Genomic DNA, 25,953 nt, shown 5'->3' with positions numbered 1-25,953 from the left:
CCGGCTCAAGAACCGCGACCTCGGCCGCCCTCCCGCCGCCGACCGCGACACACAGTAACCATCAACACGAGTCAGGGGGTCAGATTTCAGACGTTGGAAAGGGGTCAGTTTTGAGGCGGTGTTGACAACTCACGGCGCCACCGGTATTGAAGCCGACCTCACGGAAGTCGGCGTCGAGGAAGGGTATGAGTTCCGGTCGCTCGCAGCCCCCTACGCCGACCCGCAACGCGCTCTTGACCATGTGCGGGAGACCGCCCGCCGGGAGATCGGCAGGCACTACCTCGAGCGCAGCCCATTCACCGGTGAGCTGACCATCGCCGACCGCGAGGTACGCGGCAGGATCATCTGGCGCAGCCCGGATGAGATGGCCGTGGTCGTCGACGGCCGACAGCTGACCTGGGACGAACTTGGCCAGGCAATCCAGAACGAGGGCTGGAACTTCACGATCACTCTCGACGAGCCGATTGCCATGGTCGACGACTACGACCCCACTCTGGTATTCGGAGAGATCGGACCATAACAGCGGTCGCGTCGGACGATTCAGGAGGAGTTGCCAAACCAGCGGGTCGACGCCCACTGGCCTGAGATCCTTACCTTCGTCATGGCGGAGTACGCAGCGACCCTTCAAGCATTCCGGCGCGTCAGCGCACTCGCCGTCGCCCATCGCGACGCTCTCGACTCCGCTGCCCGCCAGACGAGCGCCTGCGCCTGGGGCGGTGGCGGCCGCCCCAGGCTTCGCCGACAGCCTCAACAAGCACCGTCGTCTCCTCCAGTCCGCCCTGGCGGACGCGCTCCACCAGCTCGCCACCCTGGCCGTACGGCACAGCGGCCCCACACCAGCCGTCCCCGCCAGCGCGTCCTCAGCTGCCATGATCACAGCCATACGCGGCACATTCGCCGGGATCAACCCGGCCGCGATGACCGCGCTCATCCACGTCCTCAACCAGGCAGCAACCGACCTCCTCTCGGTCGGCTCTCGTCTCGCCACCGGCCTCACGACCCACGGGCTGTCCGGCCATCCGGGACAAGTCCACTCCACTCGCTGATCGGAGTCATGTCACGATGACGGTGAGTCTGGAGGGCCTGCTGGCGTCTCCTCCAACTCCGTAAGTTCGTCCTCCAGCATTTGCAACTGGGCACGAGCCACGCGGATTTCTTGCCGGAGATCCTCCGCGTACAGTCTCCGATAAAGTGCGGTGCCCTCATCGAGACGAGTGAAGACCTCGATGCCGTCGCGATGGCACACAACCCGATCAACCAGCAGCGCACGCCCGAGATCCGTGAACACGCCATCATCGCGCGCCGACCTGCTGCGCCAGGGCTCCCGCACAAGTGCATCCGGGCCGGCCACCGCGAATACTCCGTGTTCCTGCATCATCCCGACCTGCTCCAACCGCGCCACCCGGTCGGTGTGCTGCCGCGAAAGAGCCGCGTCTGCCTTCGCCGCGCCGATGTGCGCATCGTAAGTCGCGATCTTCGCCGTGAGATAGTCGGCGTAGGCGACCAGGGCGGCGGGAGCCGGCGCCAGTTCGGGCGCGGTCACCCAGGAGAAGCGTCCGTTGAGCGCGTCGAGCAAAACACGGTCGACCACACGGTGGACATCAGCCTTCTCCTCGTGGTGGAAACGGCCATCCGTGTGCCGGTGCCCGCACTCGTACATCGAGGGCACGTCCGCACGGCTTTCCCTCTCGTGGAGCGCCATCCGCCGACTGCACAGACCACACCGAACGTTGAGGCCGAGGTCCATGGGCTGCGGGTTCGCCTCATCGAAAGCCCGCAGCGCGGCGGTCACCGCTCGCCAGTCGTCTGCCCGGGTGCCGTAGACCTCGCTCCAGCAGGGGTCATCCTCAGCGATCAACGAGGCGATGAGGGCAAGAGTGTCGTATTTGGCCTCATCCCAGTGCTTCCATATCTCGTAGGTCTCGTCATCCTTCCAGGCCAGTCGGCCGTGCATCGGATTGGCCCGGCACCGGAAGTCGACCTTCAGCGTGCGCGGATCGAACGACACATCGGCTTCTGCCGTGCACATCCCGTCCTCGCAGCAACCAGTCGCGACGCTCAGGACGTCGGCGGATCGTCCTTCAGCCCGCTGCCGCTCCTCAGCGAGCTTCCGCTCCCACCCATCGAGGATCGCCCGTGCCCGCTCATCGAGTGCATCAGCAGCACGCACCCGAGCCGCCACAACGAGTTCGGCCTCAGCCCTCCGCTGCGCCGCCTCCAACCGCGGGGGCAGAAACAGCGCCAGTTGCTCGACGCTTGCGATCTCCTCCGGTTTCAGCGCAGGCAGGTCCGCGCCGCCGCATGTTCGGCACATCCGGTCGTGATGGCGATGTCCCCGAAACTCCTTCAGGCTCGTGGTTGTCGGTTCCGCCGCGCGTTTTCCCCGCTGTCGGCAGGAAGGGCTGTGCGAGCAGCCGTTCTCTTTCACCGAGTAGGTGATGGCTATGTCCACCAGAGGTCCAAGCTCGTCAAGGGTGAGCAGCGAGGAGAACAGGGTTTCCGCAACCTGCAGGCTGCTCTTCCCCGCCTGATTGATGATCACGGCTCGTTGACCTTTCCGCCCGGCATCAGATTTCAGGGTATGACCGTCAGCGCCGTCTTTCCTGTGATTGAGAGATTGCGTCGGTGCGGCACGCAGTGGGGCCCGAGCAGCGCGGGCCAGCGCCGGCATCTCAACAACCATCCGTTCCCCCGGCCGTCCCACGCCCTCATGGGACGGCCGCAGGATCAGGTGCGTGGCGCTGCCGTACTGGCGCAAACCAGCAGACGGGCGAAAACGCCAGGCGCGTCGGTCGCAGGCAAGGTCAGGACGGGACTCGCCGCGGCGTGATGCCCGAGTGAGTTCGACCGCTTCGCCGTTGCCCTTCACACATTTTCGGCATTGGCGCCTGGCCGGGTCCGCCCAGACTACGGAGACTTAGGCCAGAATTTGGGCGAATTCAGCGCAGGATCGGTCACCCGCAGCCGACTCGCTAGCGTGGGATCGACGCCTCGCAAAGTGATCAAGCGTGATCCGCTGGATTCTTCCAGCAACGCCAGCGCGCTCGGCAATCCAGCGGCGACCGTCGCGATCGCGGCGCCCATCCCGACCAGCCCAGGGTGCTTGTGCGGGTGTTCGATCCGGTGCAGACCAGAGGCGGCTATAGCGGCCACTTCCCGCGGTCGCTGCATCTGACGACCGTCGTTGGTGAGCACCACGTGGAACCCCTCGGCCGCGGCTCGCGGATACAGGGTCTCATCGCGCGTGCCCGACCAGCCAGAAAGATCCAGCAGGTGGACGATGTCGTGATTCAGTACGAAACTCGTCAGGACCTGGTGCAGCGGACGGGGGACGTTCTCATCCAGCAGCAGCCTCACGCTGCTCCCTGGGAGGCTCGTAACTGTCGACGTAGTCGGCGAAGTCGGCGGCGTCCAACGCCGCCGTGGCCGACACGCTCGGGTAGTACTCCACGATCCGCTCAGCCGGAACACCATCCCGCAGCAACGCCGCAATCTCGTCGTACGGCACGCGGGTCCCTTCGATCACCGGCATCCCACCGCGGACCGCCGGGTCGACCGTGACGTGCTCCCGGGGACGTAGCAGGTCCGTAATGTGCCGTCCATCGCGGTAGAACGGCCGCAACACCTCGACCATGTCATGGATGACAAGGTTGGCCTTGCGATGCACCAGATCGGTGGCCTGACCCTGCTCGACCAAGTAGATCGTCGAACCATCGGTCACCAACTGATACGCCGACAGATGCTCACGCTCCTGCAGGTCGTCGCAAAGCGTGTCCAACGCCCGGCGAATCTTCTGCAAGGACGCGTCATTGCGCAGCTTCACACACGTACGCAACGCCACCAGATCCCGAAACGAATACAGCACCGGCCGCACCGACGAGACCTCCGCCACCAGCACCGCGCCACGCCCAGAACTGGCCTTACGCCAGTGCGCGAGCTGACGAAGCGTGGCACCCGACAACGCCGCCGCCAGCTTCGGACTATAGGACACCCACTTCACCTCCCTCGCTCGACCCGGCCCCCTTCATCATCGCAAACATCCCCACGATTCACTCACCATTACCCCATCTTGTCGGAGAGTCGCCATGCCCGTCGCTGGTCACGTCCACAAGCGCTGCGGCTGCCGGAATCCACAAACCGAACGTCAGCTCGGCGCCCACTGCCCCAAGCTGACCACCCGCGGCCACGGCAGCTGGTACCTCACCCTCGACATCCCCGCCGGTCTCGACGGTGCCCGCCGCCGCCTCCGTAAGGGCGGCTTCACCAGCCGCCGCGCCGCTGTCAGAGCACTCGCCCAGCTACAGACGTCCGGCTCCGATCCTCAAGCCAGCCTGCTGACCATCGCGCAATGGCTGCGCATCTGGATCGCCTCCAGGGTCTCCCTCCAGCCCGCCACGCTGCGAAACTACACCGCGCACATCGACAGCTACCTCATCCCACACCTGGGCGGCATCCCGCTCCGCGACCTGTCCATCCGCGACGTGCAGCACATGTTCACCACGATCATGCGACGCGGCACCATTACCCGCCGGCCAGCCTCGGCGACCTTGCTCGCCCGCCTGCACGCCACCCTGCGAGCCGCGCTCAACGCCGCCGTTCGAGAGAACCTTCTACCGGACAATCCGTCCCGCTACATCGAACTCCCCCGGCTACGCCGCCCCCATGCAGTCGTGTGGACCAGCGACCAGATCGCCGAATGGCAACGCAGCGGCACCCGTCCCCGGGTGGCAATCTGGACCGCTGCCCAGACCGCTACGTTCCTCACCGCGATCAGCGGCCACCGGCTGTATGCCGTCTATCACCTCATCACCCTGCGCGGCCTGCGCCGCGGAGAGGCCGCCGGACTACGCTGGTGCGATCTCGACCTCGACGCAGCACTCATCACGATCAACAGCCAGACACAACGGTTGGACGGCGGCGGGCTGGCCCAATGTCCGCCCAAGACGCCCACCAGCCGCCGCACCATCGCCCTCGATCGCACCACCGTCACCGCGCTACGCCGCCACCGCGACCTCCAGCAGGCCGAACTCGCCCTCCTCAGCGAAGACGGCGGTGGCTACGTCTTCACCACCCAACGCGGCCGGCCAATGACCCCCGACGTCCTGACCCGGACCTTCGGCGCCATGATCCACGAGAGCGGGCTTCCACCCATCCGCCTGCACGACCTTCGACATGGGGCGGCCAGTCTCGCGCTTCAGGCAGGCGCGGACCTCAAGGTCATCCAGGACCAGCTTGGTCATTCCAGCATCGTGCTGACGGCCGATACCTACGTAATCGTCGTCCCACAGGTCGCCCGTGACACCGCCGAAGCCGTAGCCCGCCTCATTCGCAAGGCCGGACGCCGACCGCCTGGAAGCAATCGCCCCCGTCGCCGTAGTGGCTCTGTCCGGAAGCAGAGCCAGACCGTAGGCCGACGGAAGCGTCATCAGGCTACTGTTCGCTGACGCGCTCACCCTGGCCTCATCACGGCCCCATCAAAGATCAGGCCCGGCTGTCATAACGAAGCCGAGCCTGATCAGAGGTTGTGCGCCGCCAGGGACTCGAACCCCGGACCCGCTGATTAAGAGAGGATTTGTGTCAGGCCGTACCTATATGTACTTCCTTGTAATGCTCCATCCCTTTTAGTCGTCCTCGAAATGCCCAAAAATGCCACCGCGTGTTCACGGGTGCCGATGGCCGAAGAGCAACCACCGAGCAACCGGCCGGGCAATCGCACGGCCTTGACCATTCGGTTCGCCCATGAGGGAGCCTCGTGCCTGAAGGGGGTCTTGGGCGGTTTGGAGGTTCCGGGCGCCAACTCGTCGACCAAGGTGGGATCGGGATCCGTTCCGACGACTCCATGGAACTGATTGCGCTCAAGGACGGCTACCAGCGAGTCCTAGGCTGATCTGATGCGTGCGACTATGCCCGCCGACGCGCCTCGGTCCTCGCGGTCGGCGACTGCGCCCTGGGCTTATGGAAGCCCTAGTCGAGGTTTTCGCCGCCTTCGGGGTGCCAGAATCCGTGGTGCAGCGGTTGACCTTGGTTTCTGTGATGGGTCTCTTTCGGGCATCTTTGTCCCCCAATGGCATCGGCCTGAGCTGTAACTCTTGAATCATCCTCCTGCAGTGAGACGCTTACGGGTAAACATCGTCCCGGTGATCGATTTCCGTGGGCGCAGCTCACGTCCCCGTCGGTCACACGACCTGCCGAGGTCCTCTAGCAACGCGACAGATTCCCCACCAGCGGCGATGCCACCATCGTCGACGCCCTGTACGTAGAGTCACGTGATTTTTGGTTATGACGTGACAGTTGGCACCCGGCGGGGCTGTACATTGCTAATGGTTATCTTGCGCAACTAGCGGTCGCTGCTGTTGCGGAGATCTTCAGGGGCCGACACTGCGCCGGTCGCTGGGCCCGCATTGTGGTGACCAGACGCGTTGTCCTCCACGGAGACAGCGGTGGATGGGTGATGAAAGCCCAGGTCAGTGGCGTTGTCTCCGTCGTGGGCCCAGACCGCCCACGGCATAGCTCAGCTGGAAGGTGTACTCGCGTTGGTTCTCCAGGAGTACGGACCTGGCGCGGATCGCTCATGAGCCAGCTACACGGCTTCGGGCACCAGGTGCCCATCGTCACCTACCTGACGGTGCGCAATGCCGTTTACTACAGGCTCGCTCTGGACGTGCTGCTGGAGGAGGAGTCACGGCTGGGCATTCACCTTTCCACGCCAGAAATCGACCAGCGGGTGAGGGCGAAACTGACGGAAGCGCCGGAGTTGACCGCGGAACTGCCCCCGATGGACGAGCTGTTGGATTCTCTGTATGGATGGCGCAATGTCGATCGCATCTACAACATGCGGCGCAGCGGCTCTGCGCAGGAGTTTCTTCATAAGGACTTCCTCTACCAGCTGACGTCCGAAGGCGCCCAAGTCCACCGGATGCTCACAGCTATCGACCAAGAGATGGGCACGGCCGGTTCCCTTCAAGCATCTACCCTGCCCGAGGTGCTCGACGCGTTGAGGGCTCTGGCAAGAGCTGCCGGACAGACGCCGGCGGACCTGGCCGGCTGTGCCCAGGCGTTCCAGCGTTTGGTGCGAGGATTCGTGGACTTGTCGGAGAACGCGAAGTTGTTCGTCCAAGGTCTGAACCGGTCGCTCGTGGTGGAGGGTGATGCGGAAATCGAGGCGTTCCTGGCGTACAAGGAGGTGGTCGTCGGCTACCTGCAGACGTTCATCGTTGCTTTGTCGCGGTACGCACCGCAGATCGCGGACGTGATCGTACAGGTGGAGGAGCGTGGGGTCGCTGACTTGCTGCCGCAGATCGCGGACATAGAGGCGCCGCCGCAGCGCGGGCGAAGCCATGAAGAGATCGTGGCTCGGGAGGTCGCGCGCATGGAAGGGCAGTGGGCGGGCTTGCGAAGTTGGTTCTACGAGACCGCTGACCGGCCCGCAGTTACACAGACGCTGCAGGAGCGGGCTTCTGACGCCGTCAACCAGATTCTGCTGACTATCCGCCAGATCAATGACCAGCGGTTCCGGAAGGTTGACCGAGCCGCTGACCTGGTGGCGATGGCTTCGTGGTTCGACCGGATGGACGAGGCTCCCCGCGGAGATGTCGCTGGGCTGTGGCGTGCCGCTTTCGGGTTGCACGGAGCCAGACACCTGGGAGTGCTTCGTCCGTTAGAGGACGACGAGGACGTGCTGGACCAGGTGAGTTGGTGGGACGGGAGGCCTGCATCCGTCTCCGCTGCCTATCGGGCGCACGGACCCCGGACGAGACCGGGACCTGTACCCCGGGTGCGTAGATCACGCCGAGCCAAAAGCATGTTAGCGGCGCAGCAGGGTCGTCAGCAGCAAGAGGAAGCGAACGCGGAGCGTTCGCTGACTGGTCGCGGCCCGGTGCGACTCTCTGCGCTTGGCACACTGAGCGAAGCCGAGGCGGAGGTCCTGTTGCGCTGCCTTGATACGGCTCTGTCGGTGCGCCCCGACCGCAAGGGAACGTACCGGACCCGGACATCAGATGGGCGGCTTCTGGTGGTCCTGTCTCCCGTCGGCGGACGGCAGGGTCAAGTTGGGACCGCGGCCCCCGCGGTGGTGGGGCTCCGAGGCGGACGGATGTCCCTGGAGGACATGGAACTGACCCTCCACCTACGTGAGGAGGCCACATGACGCGTTGGAGTGGTGTGACCGGAGCTGAACGCGTCCACGTAGTACGGGCATTGCTGGCGCGCCCTCTGCTGCACCGTCGAGGAGTCCACACACGCACCGTCGAGATGGCTCGTACGCACCAAACGGAGCTACAGGCATGGTTCGAGCATCACTTGGGCTGGCAGTTGCGCGTGGAACGGGACCGGGTGCGTCTGTTCAAAGCGCCGGGGAATGTACGACGCCAGGGATCCGACGCGCCAACGGCTCGGCAATGCGCTTTGTTCTGTTTGGTTCTCGCGGTACTGGAGGATTGCGGAGCCCAGACCGTCATCAGCGAACTCGCGGAGAAGATCGAGGTCGTGTCCCGTACCCATCCGAGCCTGCGGCGCTTCGACGCTACGGTGAGCCGCGAGCGCCGAGATCTTGTTCTCATGGTTCGGCTGTTGTGCAGGCTGCGAGTCCTGGTCTCCACCCTCGACACGGTGGTGACTCAGGAGGACGAGCAGGACTACATCCGAGGGATAGGCGACGCTCTGTACGACGTGGACCACCGTACTGCGGCGTTGATGCTCAGCACCTCCGTCTCGCCGTCCCTGACCACCGGCCCACAAGAGCTGTTGATCGCGACTGGGACCGATCGGATGATCTCCGAGGGCCGCGCCTTGCACCATGCCGTGATGCGCCGGCTCGTGGACGACCCGGTGGTCTACTTCGATGATCTACCGAGCGACCAGCGTGAGTACTTCCTTGGTCATATGCAGGAACTGATCCAGGCATTGCGTGCAGGGCTCGGGGCGCGCGTGGAGGTCCGGGCAGAAGGTGCTGCGATCGTCGATGAGGAGCTCACCGACTTGGAGTTTCCCAAGACCAGTGCCGCGTCGTTCGCGGCTCTCGTTCTGGCCGAGCGTCTGTTCCACGAGGTAGTCGATGCCCCAGACCGTACCGGCTGGATCGGGACAACACGGTTGCTTGAACTGAGCTCAGAAGTCGCCGCCGACCTGGCCAAGACAATGACGACCATCAATCAGAAGCCCGTTGACGGCGAGCACACATGGCAGGCTGCAGCCCCGATCCTCATCGGGCTGGACCTGATCTGTGAGGTCCCTGGAGGCATCCTGATACGTCCTGCTCTTGCCCGCTTCCGCGATCCCAGCGGGCGCGGTCCGCGCACCGAAAAACCGGGGCTAATGCTGTTCGGCCTCGACGACCTCCAGACTTCACCCACCGACGACCCGACCCTCGAAGAGCCAAGCGATGACATACTCACCTGACCTCTCTGTTTCGGACTCATCACAGGAGCCGTCAGGAGTCCATGCCCTGGAGCGAATCCTCGCGGGAGAGCCTCCGATCCCCACGCGGACCCGCTACCAACCGCTCCGGATGGGCATGATCGGGATCTGGCAGTATGAGGAGCAGGAATTCGTCTTCTACGATGGCAAACTCATCCTGCGCGGACACAATGGCAGTGGCAAGACCAAGGCGCTAGAGGTCACAAGCCCACTACTGCTGGATGCCGTCCTCAATGCCCGGCGCATCGACCCGTTCGGCAACGCCGCCCGAACCATGCGAGACAACCTCCTGTACGGGGGGCGCAATCAGCAGGTGGGATACGTGTGGACGGAGTACGGGCGCATCGCGGAAGACGGAAGCCAGCAGTACCTGACCATCGGCATCGGCATGCATGCCTTGGCCACCCATTCCAAGGGCCTGTATGCATCCTGGTTCTTCACCACCCCTCGCCGCGTTGGCTCCGACTTCTCACTGTGGAACGACGAGGAGCGCCCCCATCTGCGCAAGGGGCTGCAAGCCGTACTGGGCGAACCTTGCGTCCACAAGCGCGCCAAGGACTACCGTGCGGCTGTTGCCAGCCAGCTCTTCGGATTCTCGACGGCTCGGTTGCGAGCACTGGTTGATCTCCTGCTCACGTTGCGCAAGCCCAAGCTGAGCGAGGACTTCAGCGCGGAGAAGCTCATGGCCATGCTCTCCGAGAGCCTTCCTCCAGTGAGCGCAGCGCTGATCGATGACCTCGCGGGGAAGTTTGACGAACTTGCCAGCAACCGTGAGGAGCTGGAAACCCTGGTCCGCGACCACAGCCACGTCGGAACGTTCCTGTCCGTTTATGAACGCCTGGCGCGAAGAGTCGTACGCCACGATGCTGAGCAACTCCTCGACGCCAGCAGGCAGCTGCATACGGCCCAGGCCGCGCACAAGCATCAGGAAACTGTTCTCGAGAAGACACGGGACGAAGTCGCCGCGCTCGAGGTGAGGCAGGTGAAGTCGGAACAGCAGCGTGACGCCCTATACGCCCGCATAGCGGAACTGCGTGCCAGCCCGGAGATGAGACAGCATGGCCTGATCACGCAGTTGCACAAGCAAGTGGCGGAAACAGAGCAGTCGATAGCCAACGCCCAAACGCGTCTGGAGGAAGCGGTAGAAGCCGAGACCGATGCTAAGGCCGAACTGCTCAGCGAGGCCAAGGGGCGCCAGCAGGCGCTGGCTCATCTGGTCCAGATGGAGGGCGAAGCCGTCCTACGTGCCACGGCTGCCGTGCTGGAGGACGTACACCAGAGTGAGAACGAGCGGATCCGAGGCGAACCGTCGGCAGCGCGTCGGGCACTGGCTGGCCACATCGACTCCCGCTTCGCAATCCTGGCCAAGGCGCTGGAACTTGTGCAGGAGGTCGAGCAGGCTCGTACCGAATACAGGGCAGCCACGCAAGGGCTCGAACGCGTGGTCGGTCTACGTGACGAAGCTGACGCTTCATTTGGCAAGAAGCTGCAACTCCTCAAGCACTGTGTGAACGAACTGGCCCAGTTCCTTGTTGCGTGGGCTGGGCGGTGTGCACAACTGACACTTGCCGACCACCATCTCCGCGAACTGCTGGACGCTGTCCCTATGCTGGGCGAGCCGGGACACCCCAGTCTGGCCGATCTCATCGCTCCGCACGCCCAGCGGGCAGAACGCGCGCTGACGCGCACCTTGGCCGGCGAACAGGCGGCGCTCGAGACGCTCACGAGCCAGCGTAAGACGACAGCCCGCGAACGTGAGCAAGTCGCGGCACAAACCGACCCGGTACCAGGGGCGCCTGTCGCTCAGCGTCGTGAGCGAACCGAGGAACTCGGCGACGGGGCGCCGCTGTGGAAGCTCCTCGACTTCAGGCCTGGCCTCACGAGCGCGGAGAAGGCCAGGCTAGAAGCAGCCATGCTTGCCGCCGGAGTCCTCGATGCATGGATCACCGCCGATGGCCAGGTCCTCGCCCCGGACACCCTGGAAACGGTCATCGTCCCGACCACTGGCACACGGGCCGACCGGTCGCTTACCGATGTGCTGTCCCCGGTCGAACACCCCCTGGTCTCCATCGAGACCACGGACACCATCCTCGCCTCGATTGCGCTCTGGAACCATGGCGGTGCCAGCATGAACGGCTCCCACATCGGCCTCGACGGCTCCTGGAAGATCGGGCCCCTGCATGGGCGGACCACGAGTACTGCCGCAGCCTATATCGGGGCCGCGGCGCGAGAGGCAGAGCGTCAGCGTCGGCTCGCCATCCTCGACAACCTCATCGCGGAGCTCGATGGGCGCATCACAGATATGGAGAGTTCCATCTCGGGCCTGCAAACTCGTCTAGACAATCTAGATATCGAGTATGGCGAGGCCCGGAATGAGGATCTGGACCTGCGGGAGGCGCGCCAAAATCTGACGACCGCCCAGGAGCTACTCAAGCAGCGCAGTCAGGAAGTCGACGTAGCGCAGCGTCATCAACATAGCTGTCGTGACGTCGTGGTGAAGGCCGAGACTGTCCTGGACGACTACGCCCGTCCGCGATCGGTGCCGATAGACGCAAACTTGATCTCTTTGGAGCGGGAGGCACTGGAGCAGTACCGCTCTGCGGTGACCGATGTGTGTCATGCGGCGGAGCAGTGGCGGCAGCAGAGCGAGCGTGCCTCCAAAGCGGACAAGCGTCTCGCAATCTGCACGAGGAATCGAGGCACCAGAGAAACGGAACTGGCGGACGCCGAAGGCTCGCTGGCGCGTAACAAGGAAGTCCTCGACGTCCACCAGCGCCATGCCGGCGCAGGCCCGCAGAAGGTACTAACCGCGCTTGCCACTGCGGAGCAAGAACTGGGGGATACCGACAGAGCCCTCAAGGATTGCCTAGCCGATTCCCGAAAGGCGTCGGTGAACGTCGGCGTCTTGGAAGGGGCTGTTGCCAACGCAAAGAAGGAGTGCAGCAGCTGCAAAGAAGTCCACAGCCTTGCTGTCGAAGGCTATCGAAGACTGGCCCGGAACGGGTTTCTGGCCCTTGCCCACGTCGACGATGCACCGGCGAGCGAGTTTGAACTCGTCGAAGCCCAGGCCGAGGCTGCTGTCCGACGCCTCGCCAATGAGAAATGGAACGAAAAGGACCGCAATAACGCCCGCGACGAGGTCGACGAGGAATTCCGATCGCTCAAGATTAATCTTACCGGTCCTGACTGGCGGCCCCGGGCCAGCAACGACGGCCCGCTGCTCGTGGTCCAGATCTGGCACAACGGTGTTCTGTGCAGCGTGCAGGAGGCACAGGACATCATGGCCAACGAGATCAGCACGCGGCGCAGCATGCTCGACGACCACGAGCACAAGGTGTTCACCGAGGTACTCCTCGGAAATCTGGGTGACCATCTGCGCCGCCGCCGAGCCGAGGCAGCCAAGCTCATTGAGCGAATGAATACCCTGCTGAAGCAGGCTCCCACGGCATCCGGGTATCTGATGAAACTTATCTGGGAGCCCGCCCCCCGGCAGGCCCCCGAAGTAAAGGCAGCGTTGAAAGCGCTCGACGGACAGGCCAGCAAGCACCTTCCCGAGGCCGCACGCGAACAACTCATCCGCTTCCTGGTTAGCCAAGTGGAGGAGGCCCGGAGCCGTGAGACCACCGCCGACTGGCGAGTCCATCTTCGTCAGGCCTTGGACTACCGTTCCTGGAGTCGTATCCGCATCCGCTACAAGCCCGGTCCCCAGGTGAAGTGGAACGATCTCACGGACGACAAGCATCAACTGGGGTCTGGCGGCGAGAAGGCTGTCATGCTCCAACTCCCGCTCCTGGTAGCAGCAGCCGCCCACTACGCAGGAGCCGCGCCGACCGCGCCGCGGCCGGTCTACCTCGACGAGGCGTTCGCGGGCATCGACGCCCCGATGCGGGGCCGCTGCATGGGCCTGCTCACCAGCCTGGATCTTGACGTCGTCATGGCCAGCCACGACGAATGGGGGTTCCATCAGGAAGTTCCTGGCGTCGCCACTTACCAGCTCTTCCGGCATCCCAACATCGCAGGCGTCCTGACCACTCCGATCATCTGGGATGGCACTCGCCGCCACGATCTGCCCGACCCCGCGCTGCGGTTCGGGGATGGCTTCGAGGTCGGCCTCGACTGGGGAGAGGAAGAGGACGATTACCTGGACGAATTCGACGACGAGGGAAATGCCAGCGAAGACGCATACGTAGAGGCGGGCGATCACGACAGCGGAGAAGAGGAGCCTGAAGACGAGGAGGACAAGGACGACGATGACGAGGACTAAGCTGCCCCAGGATCTCGCCGACTGGGCGTGCACTGACGGCGGAGCAGCCTTCTGCGCAGCCCTCCGCAAGAGGATCTACAACGGCGGCAGCCTGGACAAGCCAATGGACCTCGCCATGACCGCACGTCAGCGGGCGGATATCCTAGACCTGTTCGGCACTGCCAGCGTCAGCGAGCGAGCTATCCACCTGGGCCGCGCCGATCAAGCACTGCTCGACAGCGCCTACAGCACTACCTTGCGTCACCTTCTCATCGGTGTCGGCGGCCCGCTACGCACCAAGCGCGGCCAGGCCAGATATCAGCGCATCGCGAAAAAGGCCCGTATTCTTTACGCCCGCGCCGACTTACATCGCAGGCTTGAAGACATCCCAGAACTCGCCAACGAACTCGCCCTGCTCACCGCACTCGGCAACGACACACGGTGGCTACCTCCCAACGGTACCGTCGCCGCGACCAAGAACTGGAACACATATGCGGCAGCGCTCAATGCCGCCGCCGAATGGGCCCGGGGCCGCAACCGCGGATGGAAATTCGCCGAGCGCGAGTTGGCCGTTCGTGCCCTGGGCGGCAGTAAGAAGTGGACCGATTCCGCCAAAGCGGCCTTTAGCAGATTGATCGCGACTTCGTTTGAGGAAGCCGTGTACACCGCAGACACCGGTATCCGTATGCTCGGCCCGCTTAGCTGGAAACTATCTTCTTTGGTCGCAGATGCGTCAGCAGCCCGACCCTTCGTGGCACTCCCCGGTACAGCTGCGGCCACACAAGGGATTCTTGAGGTCCCCGCCCGAGGAATTCTCCTCATCGAGAATCAGGAGACCTTCCAAGCGCTCAGCCGTACCCCCATTCACGAGACATGGCTGTGCATCTGGATGGAGGGCTACGCCTCCGACGCTCTCGCTTACTTCCTAGCCCAAATGCCCGACATCCCCATCGCCGCCTGGGGCGATCTTGATCCTCCCGGCATCGAGATTATTCTCAATCTACAGGCGAAGAGCGGTCGCACCATTCATCCCGTCGCCATGGATGCCGATCTTTACGGAGCAGGCTACATGCTCGACGAAGACGCCGAAGACCGCATGAACTGGTGCCGAAAAGCACGAGATCTTGCCACAAGAGCGCCGAAGCCATTTCAAGCCCTCGCCCAAGCGATTGCTCGCAATGACGGATACCGGTGCGAGCAGGAAGGACTGCACGAACTCGTCTTGCCTAGCCTACTAAAGCGCCTTGACCGGCTGAGGGCGGTGACTGTTCTGCTGTCATGAAAGCTTGCTATGAACATTATTCATTCTGCGACAGCTTCGATGACGGTCGCTTCTTCGCCTCTCGCGGCTTTCGACTGCCTCGCTACTGCCTGCTGGAGCGACCCACGGGTGTCCTCAAGTGGATCATCACCGGCATCCTGGGTACATGCCGGCCAACGAATCGCTGAACGTTCTCCAAGCGGGTGAAGCGTTCAGATGGCAAGTTCCCCACCCTCGTGGACGAGATCCTCGTCGAGGCCAGCATCAAGACGGCGCTCACCGGTATCCGGATGCCGCGAATGAAATCGATCATGGAGCGATGGGTGCAGTCCTGCCGCCAACGAACTCCTGGACCGCTGCCTGCTCTGGAACGAACGACACCTGCGTCACGCCCTACGCGAGTACGAACACCTCTACAACCAGCAACGAGCCCATCAAGCCCTGAACCAAGCCGCCCCGCTGCGTCCCGTCCCGGACCCGATCACGGACCCCGAACGAATCATCGACCTGAACATACGCCGACGAGACCGACTCGGCGGCGTCCTCCACGAGTACTAACATGCCGCTTTACCTGTGCGGATGGAATTTACGGCAGGCGCACTGCTACCGGGCCATGGACTGGCTGCACCAGGTCATGGGGACCAGAGCAATCGGATCAGAGGGCCTTGCTCTGAGCGCATCAGGGTTGTGAAGTGGTCGACGAGGTTGGCCACAGAGGTGGGGTCGTGGATGACCGCGCCAATTTCCAGGTTATCGGTGTAGGCGTTGTCAGTGAGGTTTGCGCTGCCGAGGAAGGCGATGACCCGGTCGGCGGCGATGACCTTGGCATGCATGCTGCCGCGTCGGCCTCCGGAACCGTGCCGCTGGTCATTCGCCCATTGCCACAGGTGCACGTCCGGGTGGAAGCGAAGGTCATGGAAGGCGGTGCGGCCGTCGCTGTCCCCTCCTAGCCTTCCGCCAGCAGAACGAGCAGTCTCCAGAATGAGATCGACGCTGACACCCCGGTCCGCCGCTGCCCAGATCTCGCTAACGATCTCTTGGACGCCGAATGCGGCGTAGCTCGTGACCAGAAGGCCGCTGGTCGCAGCCCGGATCACATCAACAGCGACGGACGCGGTCAGCCTGATGGGGACCGCGTCGCTCACCGGGCCGGAGACGGCGATCTCGACGTGGTGGGAGGCGAGGTCCTGTTCGTAGCGATGGCTGGCGGCTTCGAGAGCGAGAGCGACGGCAGGACCCGTCAGCTGTGTGTTGGTGGCTATCCATGAGGTCACCAGCAGGCTGGCGCGAGGTCCGATGCCCGCGCCCGGGTGGGCGGAGGCGAGGAAGGATTCGGTCCGCTCGTCAGGGGTCGCGACAGTACGCAGGACGCGGATCCAGGCAGCGAGGTGAGTTCCCGGGAGGCTGGCGACGAGCCCGGACAGTACATGCGAAAGGGGCGGTATTGCCAGGGGGACGTCGGGGCGGGTCACGTCGTAGAGAACTGCGTAAAGAACCCGCCCGCCCGGCCACTGAACGTTTCGACGAGCAGTTCACGATCCAGGAAGTGGTTGCCCCGCTCGCAGGAGGTTTCCGCGGCGAACAGGCAAGCGTGGCAGGCTGCGCCGTGCAGGCGACTGTGGACGACCGGGTTGTGGTCGGCGCACAGGGGATCCGAGCCGCACAGCCGCGCCGCTTCGAGTGCCTGGCCGATCAGTGCGCCGAGTCGGTGTTGTCCGCCGAGGCTGACTAAGCCGCCAAGGGTGCCTTCGCTGTCGGGGGCCGCCGTGTAGAGCAAGATGCCGGCCATCGGATCCTCTCCGGCGCGCGCGTAGATCCGCTCTCCGATTCCGGATGCTCCGTACCCGCATTCGAGGGCGACCTCGCGGATCATCACGTGGGCGAAGGTGTGCAGCAGTACGTAGCGGATGCCTGGCCACTCTGCTTCGATCCGGCGGTGGGCGCACCATTTCCGGTGTGCTTCCATCAGGGTTTTCGTACGCTGGATGACGTTCGGGTCCTGTTCCCAAGCGGAGACTACCTGTTCGTCGAAGCGCAGGAAGATGCCCTCGCCTCGAGTCTCTGCGCACGGCACCCAGGTCGGTGCGGTGCTGGACAGGGGGGCCCGGTTCTCCTCCTCCGCGGAGCCACCGCTGGTCGCCGAGCCCCATTCCGGCGCGTCGATCCGGCTGAACCCATACAGGGCCGACACTTCACGCAGCCGCTTAACCAGACGTACCTGGCTGAGCCAGGCGCGGTGCGCCGGCGGGACGGGTTCGTCGCTAACGCTGAAATCAGGGTGGTTCTGAGGGGCGCCGGTGAAGGCCTCCCATTCTGGTCCGGCGATGTCCAATGCGTCGGACTCCTCGGATGCGGGGGCCTGATGCGTGTTACCGCGTCGTTTGACCGCCTTCAGCACCTGGTCGACGCCGAAGCGCTCAAGTTGTGGCCACATGATCTGGGTTGGCAGGACTATACGTGCGACCTCAGGTGACAGATCCGCCAGGACGCGCAGTCCGTTCCAGTGTTCGGCCACGGCGCTGTCGACCGGGTCGTTCGCGTGCGGGATGGAGAAGACCCGCAGCTGCATCGCGAACCAACCGTTCGTCGCGCCCAGCGCCATGGTCCGAGTCTGTTCGGAGCACAACTCGAAGGTGCCTAAGTGCGGGTGGCGGCCCCGGCATGCCGGGAGGACCTGCTCGCTGCGGATGCCTATCGCCTCGGCCATGGACCGGGCGTTTACCTCGCAGGAGCAGTCGACGAAGATGTTCGCCGCTTCACCGGTGGTACCGCGCTCGATCAGCTTAAGGGTGTGGCCCGGCCCGTACGGTGCGCCGCGGTGAACGAAGTACAACCAAGGGAAATCGTCCACGTGCCCGGCGGGGCAAGCGGAGACGAATCTGGCGGGCACCGCGGTGGGCCTCTTGCGGCCACTATCGCGGCAGGAATGGACGTAGCGAGTCTGGTCGGGTGCGTAACTGTTGGACAATAAGTGAAAGAGGCCGGAGCCTGCAGGGGCGAGCCGGTTGCACCGGTTGTCGGTACAGCGCAACCAGCCAGGGAAGACCGCGACTGGTACACCGATCCGGGACCAGGCCCCGTTCACATCTCTGGGATCTTCCGGGACGTACGGCGGCATCCGCAGGTTCTGCACCTGGAAGCCGAGCTTACTACGCACCGCCGCCAACAGCCGCTCCTCGGGGATGATCGCGGCCTTCTCCAGCGCCCACTCGTCCAGGCCCAGGATCATCACCGAGAGGTTCGGCAGATCCGCGACCGCACCGACACCGTAGGTGTGCAGCAGCTGGCTGGGCCTCAGCTCCCCGACTCGCAGGTCGTTCGCCGACCGTGGGCCGTCCTCGGTGATGGTCACGACAGGTCCCCTTGCTGTCCAGCGTCGTCGGCGTCCGGGTTCGGGCGGGGAAGGAACGGATGCTCGTCATGGTCGTCGGCACTGCCCGGCGCGTCCCGCAGCACAAGCCGGATGCCCGGCTCAACCTCCCGCAGCGAAGTGGGGCAGGTCATGCGCCGCCACGGGCCGGAGTCCGGACCGTGCAGCAGCGCGACGATGTCGTCGACCTTGCCCTTGACGTCGAAGACGAGCCGGGTCGCCGGTCGGCGCTGCTCGCGCGCCCACAGGTCCAGAATGCTGTCGAGCTCCTCCCGGACTCGGGTGGCCACCGCCCGTTCGGTGGCGACATCCCCCGCTCGACGCTCCAGGTAACGCACTATGTGGTCAGCCTTGCCGCCGCGCGTATCGAAGGTCTGCGCGCCAGAGTTGCCGTTGTCAGTGGCTTCCAGGTTGCGGGCCAGCGAAACCAGCACCCCGGTCAGGCCACGGTCGATGGCGCGTTCCGCGAACGGGGTGACCGAGAGTGCCTCTACGTGCCGATATACGGTGGCGTGGAAGTGCTCGAAGGTCTCGTAGTGGGACAGGTCGCGTGGCCGGGCCCAGTTGAACACGGTGAAGACTAGGCCGGGGGCGGCTCGGCCGACGCGGCTGGTGGCCTGAATGTACTCGGCGGTGGACTTGGGCTGGTTGGCGACGACCATGACGCCGAGCCGCGACACGTCGACCCCGACCGCGATCATATTGGTGGCCATGAGGACGTCGATCGGCGTCAACTTGTTCACGCGTGGGAAGGTGTACTCCAGCTGCTGGAGGATATCGGGGATCTTCTCCGAGCTCAGGCGTGAGGTGAGTTCGTCGAGCCGCAAGTCGTAGCGGCGGGTCAGCCCGCGTTCGTTGATGCGCTCCAGCCGGGTGGAGACGTCATCCTCGACCGACAAGCGCATGCCACCGAGGTCGCGCAAGCTGTTGAAGTAGCCGACCAACGTCATGTACGGGTCGGTCACCGGGTTGTGGCCGTACTTCTTGTGCACGGTCTGCGCGGCGGCGAGCACCGCAACGTATACGCGGATCATCGTGGACTTCGTGCGCACCCCCTGGGCGCAGATTCCGATGTAGCGGCGACCCGGATGCGAATCCGTGGGCCGCTGTCGGGCAAAGAAGCTGTCGCCGATCTCCAAGCCCTGCGGCGGGAAGACCTCGGTACGCCGGTCGAAGAGCGCGTGGATCTGTCGCTCGGCACGTCTGACCGTGGCCGTCGAGGCGATCACCTTCGGCCGCGCCGACTTGCCGGGCGCATATTCCCAGGTGGCCAAGCGGTCCACGGCTGCTTCGTACAGGCCGGTCAGCGAGCCGAGCGGGCCGGAGATCAGGTGCAGCTCGTCCTGGACGATGAGGTCCGGCGGACGCACCTGCGTAGCCACGGTGGTCGTCGCGGCCGGATGGCGACCCTCCGCGAGATGGCTGCCGGCCTCCCAGTCCTCATCAGCCATTTGGGCCGTGATGTAGCCGTGCCGGGAGCAGCTTCGTGAGGCCCGTCCGAACAGGGACTGGGTGCGCCCGTTCCAGGCCAGTTGTGCGAACTTGTCGACGGTCGCGATCACCAGGCTCGGCAGCAACCGGTAGATCTCCTCGTCGACCACGACGGCTGGCAGGCCTTCCCCGTCCGGGTCGGCGCTACCAAAGGGGCACTCGAACAGGTCGGGGCAGCGCAGGTAGGTGCGGCGCAGCGTCTTGTCTACCTCGATGTCCTTCCCTTTCTCGATCTTCGTGCCGCACCACGGGCAGCTGGTCAACTGGTAGGGCGAGCCGGAGTTCTGCGCGGGTCTGCCGCTGGCCCGGCGTACTTCCCTGACCCAGTCGGAGGCCTTGTCGGTTGTGTTTGGAGAGACCTTTCCCCCGACCCACAGGCCGATCCGGAACGGCGCCTCGCCCCACTGCGTCTCGTCCTTGCGGCGCAGCACCTCGCACGCGCAGATCAGCGCGGTGGCTCGCTGGAACTGCTGGATCGTCAGCAGCCGCAAGGTGTAGCGCATCAGGACCGCGACCCCGTGGGACGCGTCGAGACCGCCCAACCCCGGCCGCAGCCTGCGGATGGCCAGGGTGTAGGCAGTCAGGCCGAGGTATGCCTCGGTCTTGCCGCCACCGGTGGGGAACCACAGCAGATCCGCCACCGCCTCAACCCCCGCGGTACGCTCCGGATGCGCCGGATCGGTCAGCGCGGGCAGGTTCAGCAGCAGGAACGCGAGCTGGAACGGACGCCAGGACCGGTTGAGCAGTTGATCTTCGTCGAGGAAGACCTCGTCAACGCTGCGGGAGTCGCCCCGTCTTCGGGCTGCGGCGACGCGGGTGTGGATGCGCTGCAGGTGCATCGCACTGTTCGCGAACCGGAACGCAGCCAGGGCCTCCGCGTCCCCCAGCACCAGCTCGATCCCCGCCTCGATCCGTTCCGCCGCCCGCTTGGCCTCAACCAGCACCTCCCCGGCCTGGATCGCGTATTCGTCGAGATGCTGGCCAGGCTGCCCAACCCGGGCCTCGGCCCGGGAGATCCACGCCCGATAGCCGACGACCAGTGGCGTCAGCCCCGCTCGCAGCTCCTGCGGGTCGCACTCGGACAGCTTCTTCATGTCGACGAGCAGCTCGGCTAGCTCCGGCAGGTCGGGGTCATCCTTGATCGACGGCGCATCGGTCTGCGCGATGTCGTACGCGGGGGCGGCTTTCGTCTGGATCGCGACCGCGGTCATCGGGTCGGCACCGCTGGCCGTCGCGTGCACCCCAGTGCCGTGCCCAACCGCGAACTCGGGGCTGAACCGGTAAGCCATCGCCAGCCGCCGCTGCTCACCCCGGTCAGCGGTGTCGCCGCCGGAACCGGGCCCGTGACGGGGCAGGAACACCGCTGCGCCGTCCACTCCGGCTACCTCGAGCTCTGCCTGGAAGACCCAGTGCGGCGCGGAGTTCGCCTCGGTCTCCGTCGTGTTGACCAGGAACAGCGAGACCAGCCAGTCCTCCTGGAAGCGACGCACCCGCCCTCGCAGCACCACGGCCTTGTCCTCGGCGCTGAGAACGACCGGTGCCACCGGCCACTCTGCCAGCTCGACCTGGACGCTTCCCCGATGTGGCTTACGCCGCCAGATCAGCTTCTCGACACTCGGGTTCGTCGAGTGGTCGCGGACATAACGCGCCCAGTGCCCAGTGACCTCCAGGTGGTCAACGTCTCCGCGAACCCGCGCGGTGAACCCGACCGACGACGGACTCAGGCTCGGCACATTCGGCGCGTCGGCGTCCGGCGCCCCCTCCTCCATCCCCAGCAACTCACTGTTTCCAAGCGATGCGTCCTGCTCCTCCGGCACGATCGTGGTGCCGTTCGGTGCGAGCCGCCCGAGCACGTACCAGTCGGTTGGCGAGTCCGGGACCTCCTCCAGCTCGCCGCCCACCGGCCCAAGCAGGTCTCGCACCACCAGCTCGGCCAGCTCGTCCCGGATCGCCCCCGGCGACGGGACCGAAAGAACCGGGCCGCCAGCCCTGCCGGACAGCAGATCATCGCTCATAAGTCACCACCATAAGATTCCGCACCGACAGCCTTATCGCCCATGCCACACGGTCATCACGTCAGAACAATGCGCCGTCCACAGGTCCCGCAGGAGGGAGCTTCGACTTGGCGGGAGCCTTCTTCTTGTTGTGGAGACCGCGACGGAGCTCGTCGGCATACAGGGCATGGTTGAGCTCCAGGAGCCGGTCATTCATCTCGATCTGGACATCGGGATCCACCGTCCAGCGCAGACCGTGGGTGGTCTCATGAAAGTCGTGGTTCAGGACCAGCGGTGTCCAGCCGAACCCCGAAGCCAGGGGATGCGCGAGGTAAGACTCGGCGACCGCCTCGTCGATCTCAACGTGGATCTCCCGCAGCCGTTGAATGTCCGCGTCCCGGTTCGCTCGATTGTGGACCTCGTTGTAGAGATCCGTCATGCCGAGCTGGGGTGTCCGCGTCAGCTGGACCTGACGACGGTAGGCGTCCAGCTCCTCCCCGGCGGCACGGATGCGGGGGGTAAGTTCGGGCTGCGGAAACGTGTCGAAGCCGTCAGAGGGCGTGTAACGGAGACGCGTCTCCAAAGTTGACTCGCCCTTGACGGTCCACCAGTTGAAGTGCCAGGCGCTGGTCAGTAGCGCGAGCATGGCTGCATGGTCAGCGGCGTAGAAGACGACCATGGAGTCTGAGAAGACTTGACCGTTGGGGACAATACTCGGCAGACCATACTTGCTGTGCTTGCCGATTACGAGAACACGGCCATAATCAGCGATGATTTTTCGCATTGCTGTGCGGTTATCGCCATACAGCCACCAGCGCTGCGGTAGCGGATTTCGCAACTGGAAGCTTCCGTCAGACTTTCTTCTTTGCCGTTCAGGTCTAACTCGTTTGGCAAGGATTTCAAACACATCCGGATAGGTGCACGCTTCATCTTCGGGCATGTCATTGAAGTCGATAGCGTGGCGCGTTGCAGACGAGTCGGGACGATTGTTTACCTCATCGTTGATGAGGTAAGGAAGGATAACCTTCGCGTTGCGCGTATCCTTAGCGATTAGAGCATGTGCCTCAGCTGGCTCGAGCAGAAAGCCCAGACTGGTCGTCTTGCACCCTTGAGAGGACTGCCTGGAGAATGCCTTGAGTTCATGAGGATCACCGATGGCTCGCGACGTCTTAGTCAAACTAGAACCGATCTCGGGCACACAAACACCGTTGAGTGTAATCTTTTCTCCTGCGCCAATCTTGCCGAGCCAAACCAGCGATACATGCACACTTGCTGTGCCTGGCCATGGCTGGGACTTTATTGCACGGAAGATCTTTCGATCGTGATCTGCTGACCGTGCGAGACCAACATCTCGCGAGTGGCCCTGAGCGATAGTGTTCACGAGAATAAGCCCGGATCGCCGGCCATGGGCCAATTTCAGGTTGCGCAACAGGAAGTACGTGCAGAGGTCAGCGCGTCCGCCAGAGGTGTAGCCACTTGAAACGACTTGCCCGATGTAGCTGAGGTTGTCCGTGCCGATGCGTCCGCTGATCTCAGTGCCACCGATGAACGGCGGATTCCCTACCACGGCATCAAATCGATGCTCGCCACGGATCGGATCTGCCACAATCTCGGGGAACTCCAGCGGCCAATGCAGCGGGCGCAGCGGTACGGTACGCGGTCCGCCGCGGGGGCCGAGGAGCCAGTTGTCGGCGATGGTGCGGGCTTCGACCTCTGCAGCGTTATCTCCGAGGAGCGCACGCTCGACAAGGTCGGAAATTGAGCTCAGACGGTCATTGTAGGCATCGTTGGACTTTGTCGTCGCAGTAGACAATTTTGCGGCGACTACCACGTCCGCAGCGAGTCGTAGCTTTTCGGTTAACGCTTCGGCTTTTGCAAGCTTTGCTTCCTTGGTCCGTGAATCGCGGATGTCTAAGACCGGATGTCCCTCGATCTCACGGCGGAGTTCTGCTGCCTCGGATAGCAGGCGGCCAGTAAACTTGTCGATTTCCCCGGTCAGGCGCGCGTTGATCCGGTTACCCTCGCTGGGCACGAGGTGGAATGCCTCAATCTGATCGGTGGTAAGGCAACCGATGAGTGAGTCGCCGCAGCGCAGCGCGTGATCGACGAAGTTGAAGGGACGGCCCTTGGCGAGAGTGACGAGCCAGAGCGAGAGTTTGGCAAGTTCCACAGCCATCTCGTCGATGTCGACGCCGTAGAGGCAGCGGTCGGCGACCACACGGCGGGCTTCGAGAAGCAGCGCGTCACGATCGTCGCGCTGTTCGCCGAGGCGTGAGATGGCTGGATCTGGCAATCCGTCGCGCTCCCAGGCCTCAACGACGCGTTCGGACAGGTACCGGCACGCCGAGACCAGGAACGCACCCGAGCCCATCGCGGGATCGAGGACCTTGAGAGCCAGGAGTTCCGAAGCCGACCGCACCTGCCACTCGGGCGGCTGAGTCCCATCGGCCGGCCTCTGGATGCCGTCTGAGGACCCGGGTGAGAAGCACAGCGGGTCGAGGGTGTGCAGGACGACCTCTTCAGCGAGGACGCGCGGCGTGTAGTGCGTACCCTGATCGCGTCGGTCACCGACCTGGGCGACGGTGACCGTCCCTGCAGGGTGGACGATCGGCTCGTCACGAAGATCGGGACGGAGCAGGCCGAAGAATCGGCGGACGCGGGCCGCGAGGGCGGAGTCGTTGTCACAAGCCGCGTCGAGTTTGCCAACGTCCGCGCTGATAGGTTCGGTCGCGAGATGGCTGGCGAACTGCTTCGCTGTCAGCCCGGCGAGCTTCGTGACCTCGTTGGCGAGGCGACCGGTGGCGTGCCAGGTCTCCAGATCGGAGAGTTTGGCATCGGACCGCGTCTTGCCTTTGAGCCCGAGGTGGGTTTCTTCGTACCGGACCGCGGAGTGTTCTAGAAGGCCTTCGTATACGTGGCCAATCTGCTCGACGTCGAGACCCTTGTAGGACAGACGCTCCGTCGAGGTGACCTTGCCCGCCGGCGAGACGCGCTTGAGCCTGACCAGCGCGTCGAGCATGGCGAAGACGACCCGGTCGGTGACCTTCGCCCGTTCCAGCCAGGAGAACCGGGACGGGTTGAACAGCGATCCGCCGTACGCGGGGATCCACATGTCCGGGTGGCGGGCACCCCCGTGGATGGCTCGGAAGGTGGCCAGCAGCGTGGGCCAGGCGGCCTGCCAGCGGTCGGCGATGGCCGCGTCGTCCTGGTCAAGGCGGTCGTGGAGCTTCGTGACCGAGTATGAGTCGGCGTACAGCTCGTCGCCCGAGGGCAGCAGGTTCTGTTCCTCCGCGTACAGGAGGAACACGATGCGCATCATGACGGTCAGGGCGGCGCGGTAGACGGTGCGTGGAGGGATGCCCGCCAGCAGGGTGCCGCCGGCTTCGCGGTCGAGGCGGGAGAGTTCCGCAACGAGGAGTTCGACGGCTTCGCGGACCTGCTTGCCGAGGGTCTTGGTGACGGTGGTGGTGTCGTCGGCGGTGCGGGTGAACAGGGCGGCGAGGGAGCCGGTGTTGTTACCGTCACGGCCCTTAGGTGCGATGGCGGCGCAGCGGACGCCGAGGAGCGAGACGAAGGCACGCAGCAGCAGCGGTTCTTCGGACCAGTTGTCGGCGTCAAATACCGCGACGGAGGTCGGCGCGGCGGGCCGGGCGTGGACGAGAACCCACCGCCGGCCGTTAGTGAGCAGCGCAACGGGGACAGCCCGGCGGCGGCATAACTCAGCGGCCTGCTCGGCCAGCGACGGCAGCCCTTTGACCGCGCGAGTGAGCGGCTCGTCCCAGGGACGGCGGTAGATCAAGGCGCGTTCGGCCGCGCCTGGTAGCCCGCTGGTAGGGTCTGCCGGCCCCATCAGCAGCGCGTCGGGGCCGGTGCCGGCACCGGTGACCAGCTCACGCGGCAGCATCGAGCCGTTCTGCAGGGCCTGCCCTTGATAGCCAAGCAGTTCCTTCATCACCAGATGTTGCCAGGCGGAGCAGAGCGTGGCGGGATCGGCCTGGAGCTCGGCCCACGCCTGGCGGATCCGGGCGCGCAGCTCGGTTTCGACAACGCCCAAGCCCTGTGGGAACGCCTCGGCGAGAATCTTTGCGGAGAGGAACGGGCCGTCAGGGCGCAGGAGGTTGAGCCACTCGGCGTGCTGTTCGATCGGCGTCTGTTGGGTGGACGTCGGCAAGCGCGGACG

The 25,953-nt window shown here is 64.5% G+C and carries 14 protein-coding genes; 7 read left to right on the top strand and 7 right to left on the bottom strand.

Features of this window, described 5'->3' with window-relative positions:
- Positions 1 to 121 precede the first annotated feature (121 nt).
- Together ITP53_RS19290 and ITP53_RS19285 are read left to right on the top strand one after the other, a co-directional pair.
- Entirely contained in the window at positions 122 to 520 is a 399-nt protein-coding gene (locus ITP53_RS19290; protein ID WP_195896799.1) for a DUF7713 domain-containing protein, read from the top strand.
- Positions 521 to 716: 196 nt separating this feature from the next.
- Complete coding sequence (locus tag ITP53_RS19285) at positions 717 to 1,046, top strand: hypothetical protein (RefSeq protein ID WP_195896798.1); 330 nt, start codon at positions 717 to 719, stop codon at positions 1,044 to 1,046.
- A gap of 11 nt (positions 1,047 to 1,057) precedes the next feature.
- Here ITP53_RS19285 and ITP53_RS19280 read toward each other — a convergent pair whose 3' ends face one another.
- The 3 genes from ITP53_RS19280 to ITP53_RS19270 all read right to left on the bottom strand — a co-directional run bounded on the left by ITP53_RS19280 (position 1,058) and on the right by ITP53_RS19270 (position 3,991).
- Positions 1,058 to 2,542: a hypothetical protein gene (locus ITP53_RS19280; RefSeq protein WP_195896797.1), complete on the bottom strand. Its 1,485-nt coding sequence runs from the start codon at positions 2,540 to 2,542 to the stop codon at positions 1,058 to 1,060.
- 365 nt (positions 2,543 to 2,907) lie between these two features.
- Positions 2,908 to 3,357 (bottom strand): PIN-like domain-containing protein, encoded by a 450-nt coding sequence (locus tag ITP53_RS19275; RefSeq protein WP_195896796.1) that lies wholly within the window; start codon positions 3,355 to 3,357, stop codon positions 2,908 to 2,910.
- Positions 3,338 to 3,991, bottom strand: a complete 654-nt coding sequence (locus ITP53_RS19270; protein WP_195896795.1) for a DUF433 domain-containing protein — start codon at positions 3,989 to 3,991, stop codon at positions 3,338 to 3,340. The genes ITP53_RS19275 and ITP53_RS19270 overlap by 20 nt, the downstream gene beginning before the upstream one ends.
- Before the next feature lie 94 nt (positions 3,992 to 4,085).
- Here ITP53_RS19270 and ITP53_RS19265 point away from each other — a divergent pair, with 94 nt between their 5' ends.
- The 5 genes from ITP53_RS19265 (at position 4,086) to ITP53_RS19245 (ending at position 14,939) form a co-directional block, all read left to right on the top strand.
- On the top strand, positions 4,086 to 5,444 hold the full coding sequence (locus ITP53_RS19265) for a tyrosine-type recombinase/integrase (RefSeq protein WP_195896794.1): 1,359 nt from the start codon (positions 4,086 to 4,088) through the stop codon (positions 5,442 to 5,444).
- Positions 5,445 to 6,571: 1,127 nt separating this feature from the next.
- A complete protein-coding gene (locus tag ITP53_RS19260; protein WP_195896793.1) occupies positions 6,572 to 8,146 on the top strand; it encodes a TIGR02677 family protein in 1,575 nt (524 codons plus the stop codon).
- On the top strand, positions 8,143 to 9,396 hold the full coding sequence (locus tag ITP53_RS19255; protein WP_195896792.1) for a TIGR02678 family protein: 1,254 nt from the start codon (positions 8,143 to 8,145) through the stop codon (positions 9,394 to 9,396). Before ITP53_RS19260 ends, ITP53_RS19255 begins: the two co-directional genes overlap by 4 nt.
- Positions 9,380 to 13,678 carry a TIGR02680 family protein gene (locus tag ITP53_RS19250; RefSeq protein ID WP_268961081.1) on the top strand — a complete coding sequence of 1,433 codons (4,299 nt, stop codon included), beginning with the start codon at positions 9,380 to 9,382 and terminating at the stop codon, positions 13,676 to 13,678. Before ITP53_RS19255 ends, ITP53_RS19250 begins: the two co-directional genes overlap by 17 nt.
- A complete protein-coding gene (locus tag ITP53_RS19245; RefSeq protein WP_195896790.1) occupies positions 13,665 to 14,939 on the top strand; it encodes a Wadjet anti-phage system protein JetD domain-containing protein in 1,275 nt (424 codons plus the stop codon). Before ITP53_RS19250 ends, ITP53_RS19245 begins: the two co-directional genes overlap by 14 nt.
- Before the next feature lie 611 nt (positions 14,940 to 15,550).
- Here the strand turns inward: ITP53_RS19245 and drmC are convergent.
- From drmC to ITP53_RS19225, 4 genes are all read right to left on the bottom strand, one after another.
- The gene (gene drmC, locus ITP53_RS19240; RefSeq protein ID WP_195896789.1) at positions 15,551 to 16,390 is read right to left on the bottom strand and encodes a DISARM system phospholipase D-like protein DrmC; all 840 of its coding nucleotides are present in this window, start codon (positions 16,388 to 16,390) and stop codon (positions 15,551 to 15,553) included.
- Positions 16,387 to 18,270, bottom strand: a complete 1,884-nt coding sequence (locus tag ITP53_RS19235; protein ID WP_328815051.1) for a DUF1998 domain-containing protein — start codon at positions 18,268 to 18,270, stop codon at positions 16,387 to 16,389. Before ITP53_RS19235 ends, drmC begins: the two co-directional genes overlap by 4 nt.
- The gene (gene drmA / locus ITP53_RS19230) at positions 18,267 to 21,794 is read right to left on the bottom strand and encodes a DISARM system helicase DrmA (RefSeq protein ID WP_195896788.1); all 3,528 of its coding nucleotides are present in this window, start codon (positions 21,792 to 21,794) and stop codon (positions 18,267 to 18,269) included. The genes ITP53_RS19235 and drmA overlap by 4 nt, the downstream gene beginning before the upstream one ends.
- Positions 21,795 to 21,855: 61 nt before the next feature.
- On the bottom strand, positions 21,856 to 25,944 hold the full coding sequence (locus tag ITP53_RS19225) for an Eco57I restriction-modification methylase domain-containing protein (protein ID WP_207756130.1): 4,089 nt from the start codon (positions 25,942 to 25,944) through the stop codon (positions 21,856 to 21,858).
- Positions 25,945 to 25,953 lie beyond the last annotated feature (9 nt).

It is taken from the genome of Nonomuraea cypriaca (assembly GCF_015645445.1).
GTDB lineage: Bacteria > Actinomycetota > Actinomycetes > Streptosporangiales > Streptosporangiaceae > Nonomuraea > Nonomuraea cypriaca.
The sequence above is the reverse complement of the archived record's forward strand: the minus strand, read 5'-3'. Positions and strand labels throughout refer to the sequence as shown.

What these genes read in the sequence shown, in the direction of transcription:
- ITP53_RS19265 (WP_195896794.1), top strand. Translation starts at nt 4,086, where the DNA reads ATGCCCGTCGCTGGTCACGTCCACAAGCGCTGCGGCTGCCGGAATCCA.
- ITP53_RS19260 (WP_195896793.1), top strand. Translation starts at nt 6,572, where the DNA reads ATGAGCCAGCTACACGGCTTCGGGCACCAGGTGCCCATCGTCACCTAC.
- ITP53_RS19255 (WP_195896792.1), top strand. Translation starts at nt 8,143, where the DNA reads ATGACGCGTTGGAGTGGTGTGACCGGAGCTGAACGCGTCCACGTAGTA.
- ITP53_RS19250 (WP_268961081.1), top strand. Translation starts at nt 9,380, where the DNA reads ATGACATACTCACCTGACCTCTCTGTTTCGGACTCATCACAGGAGCCG.
- ITP53_RS19245 (WP_195896790.1), top strand. Translation starts at nt 13,665, where the DNA reads ATGACGAGGACTAAGCTGCCCCAGGATCTCGCCGACTGGGCGTGCACT.
- drmA (WP_195896788.1), bottom strand. Translation starts at nt 21,794, where the DNA reads ATGAGCGATGATCTGCTGTCCGGCAGGGCTGGCGGCCCGGTTCTTTCG.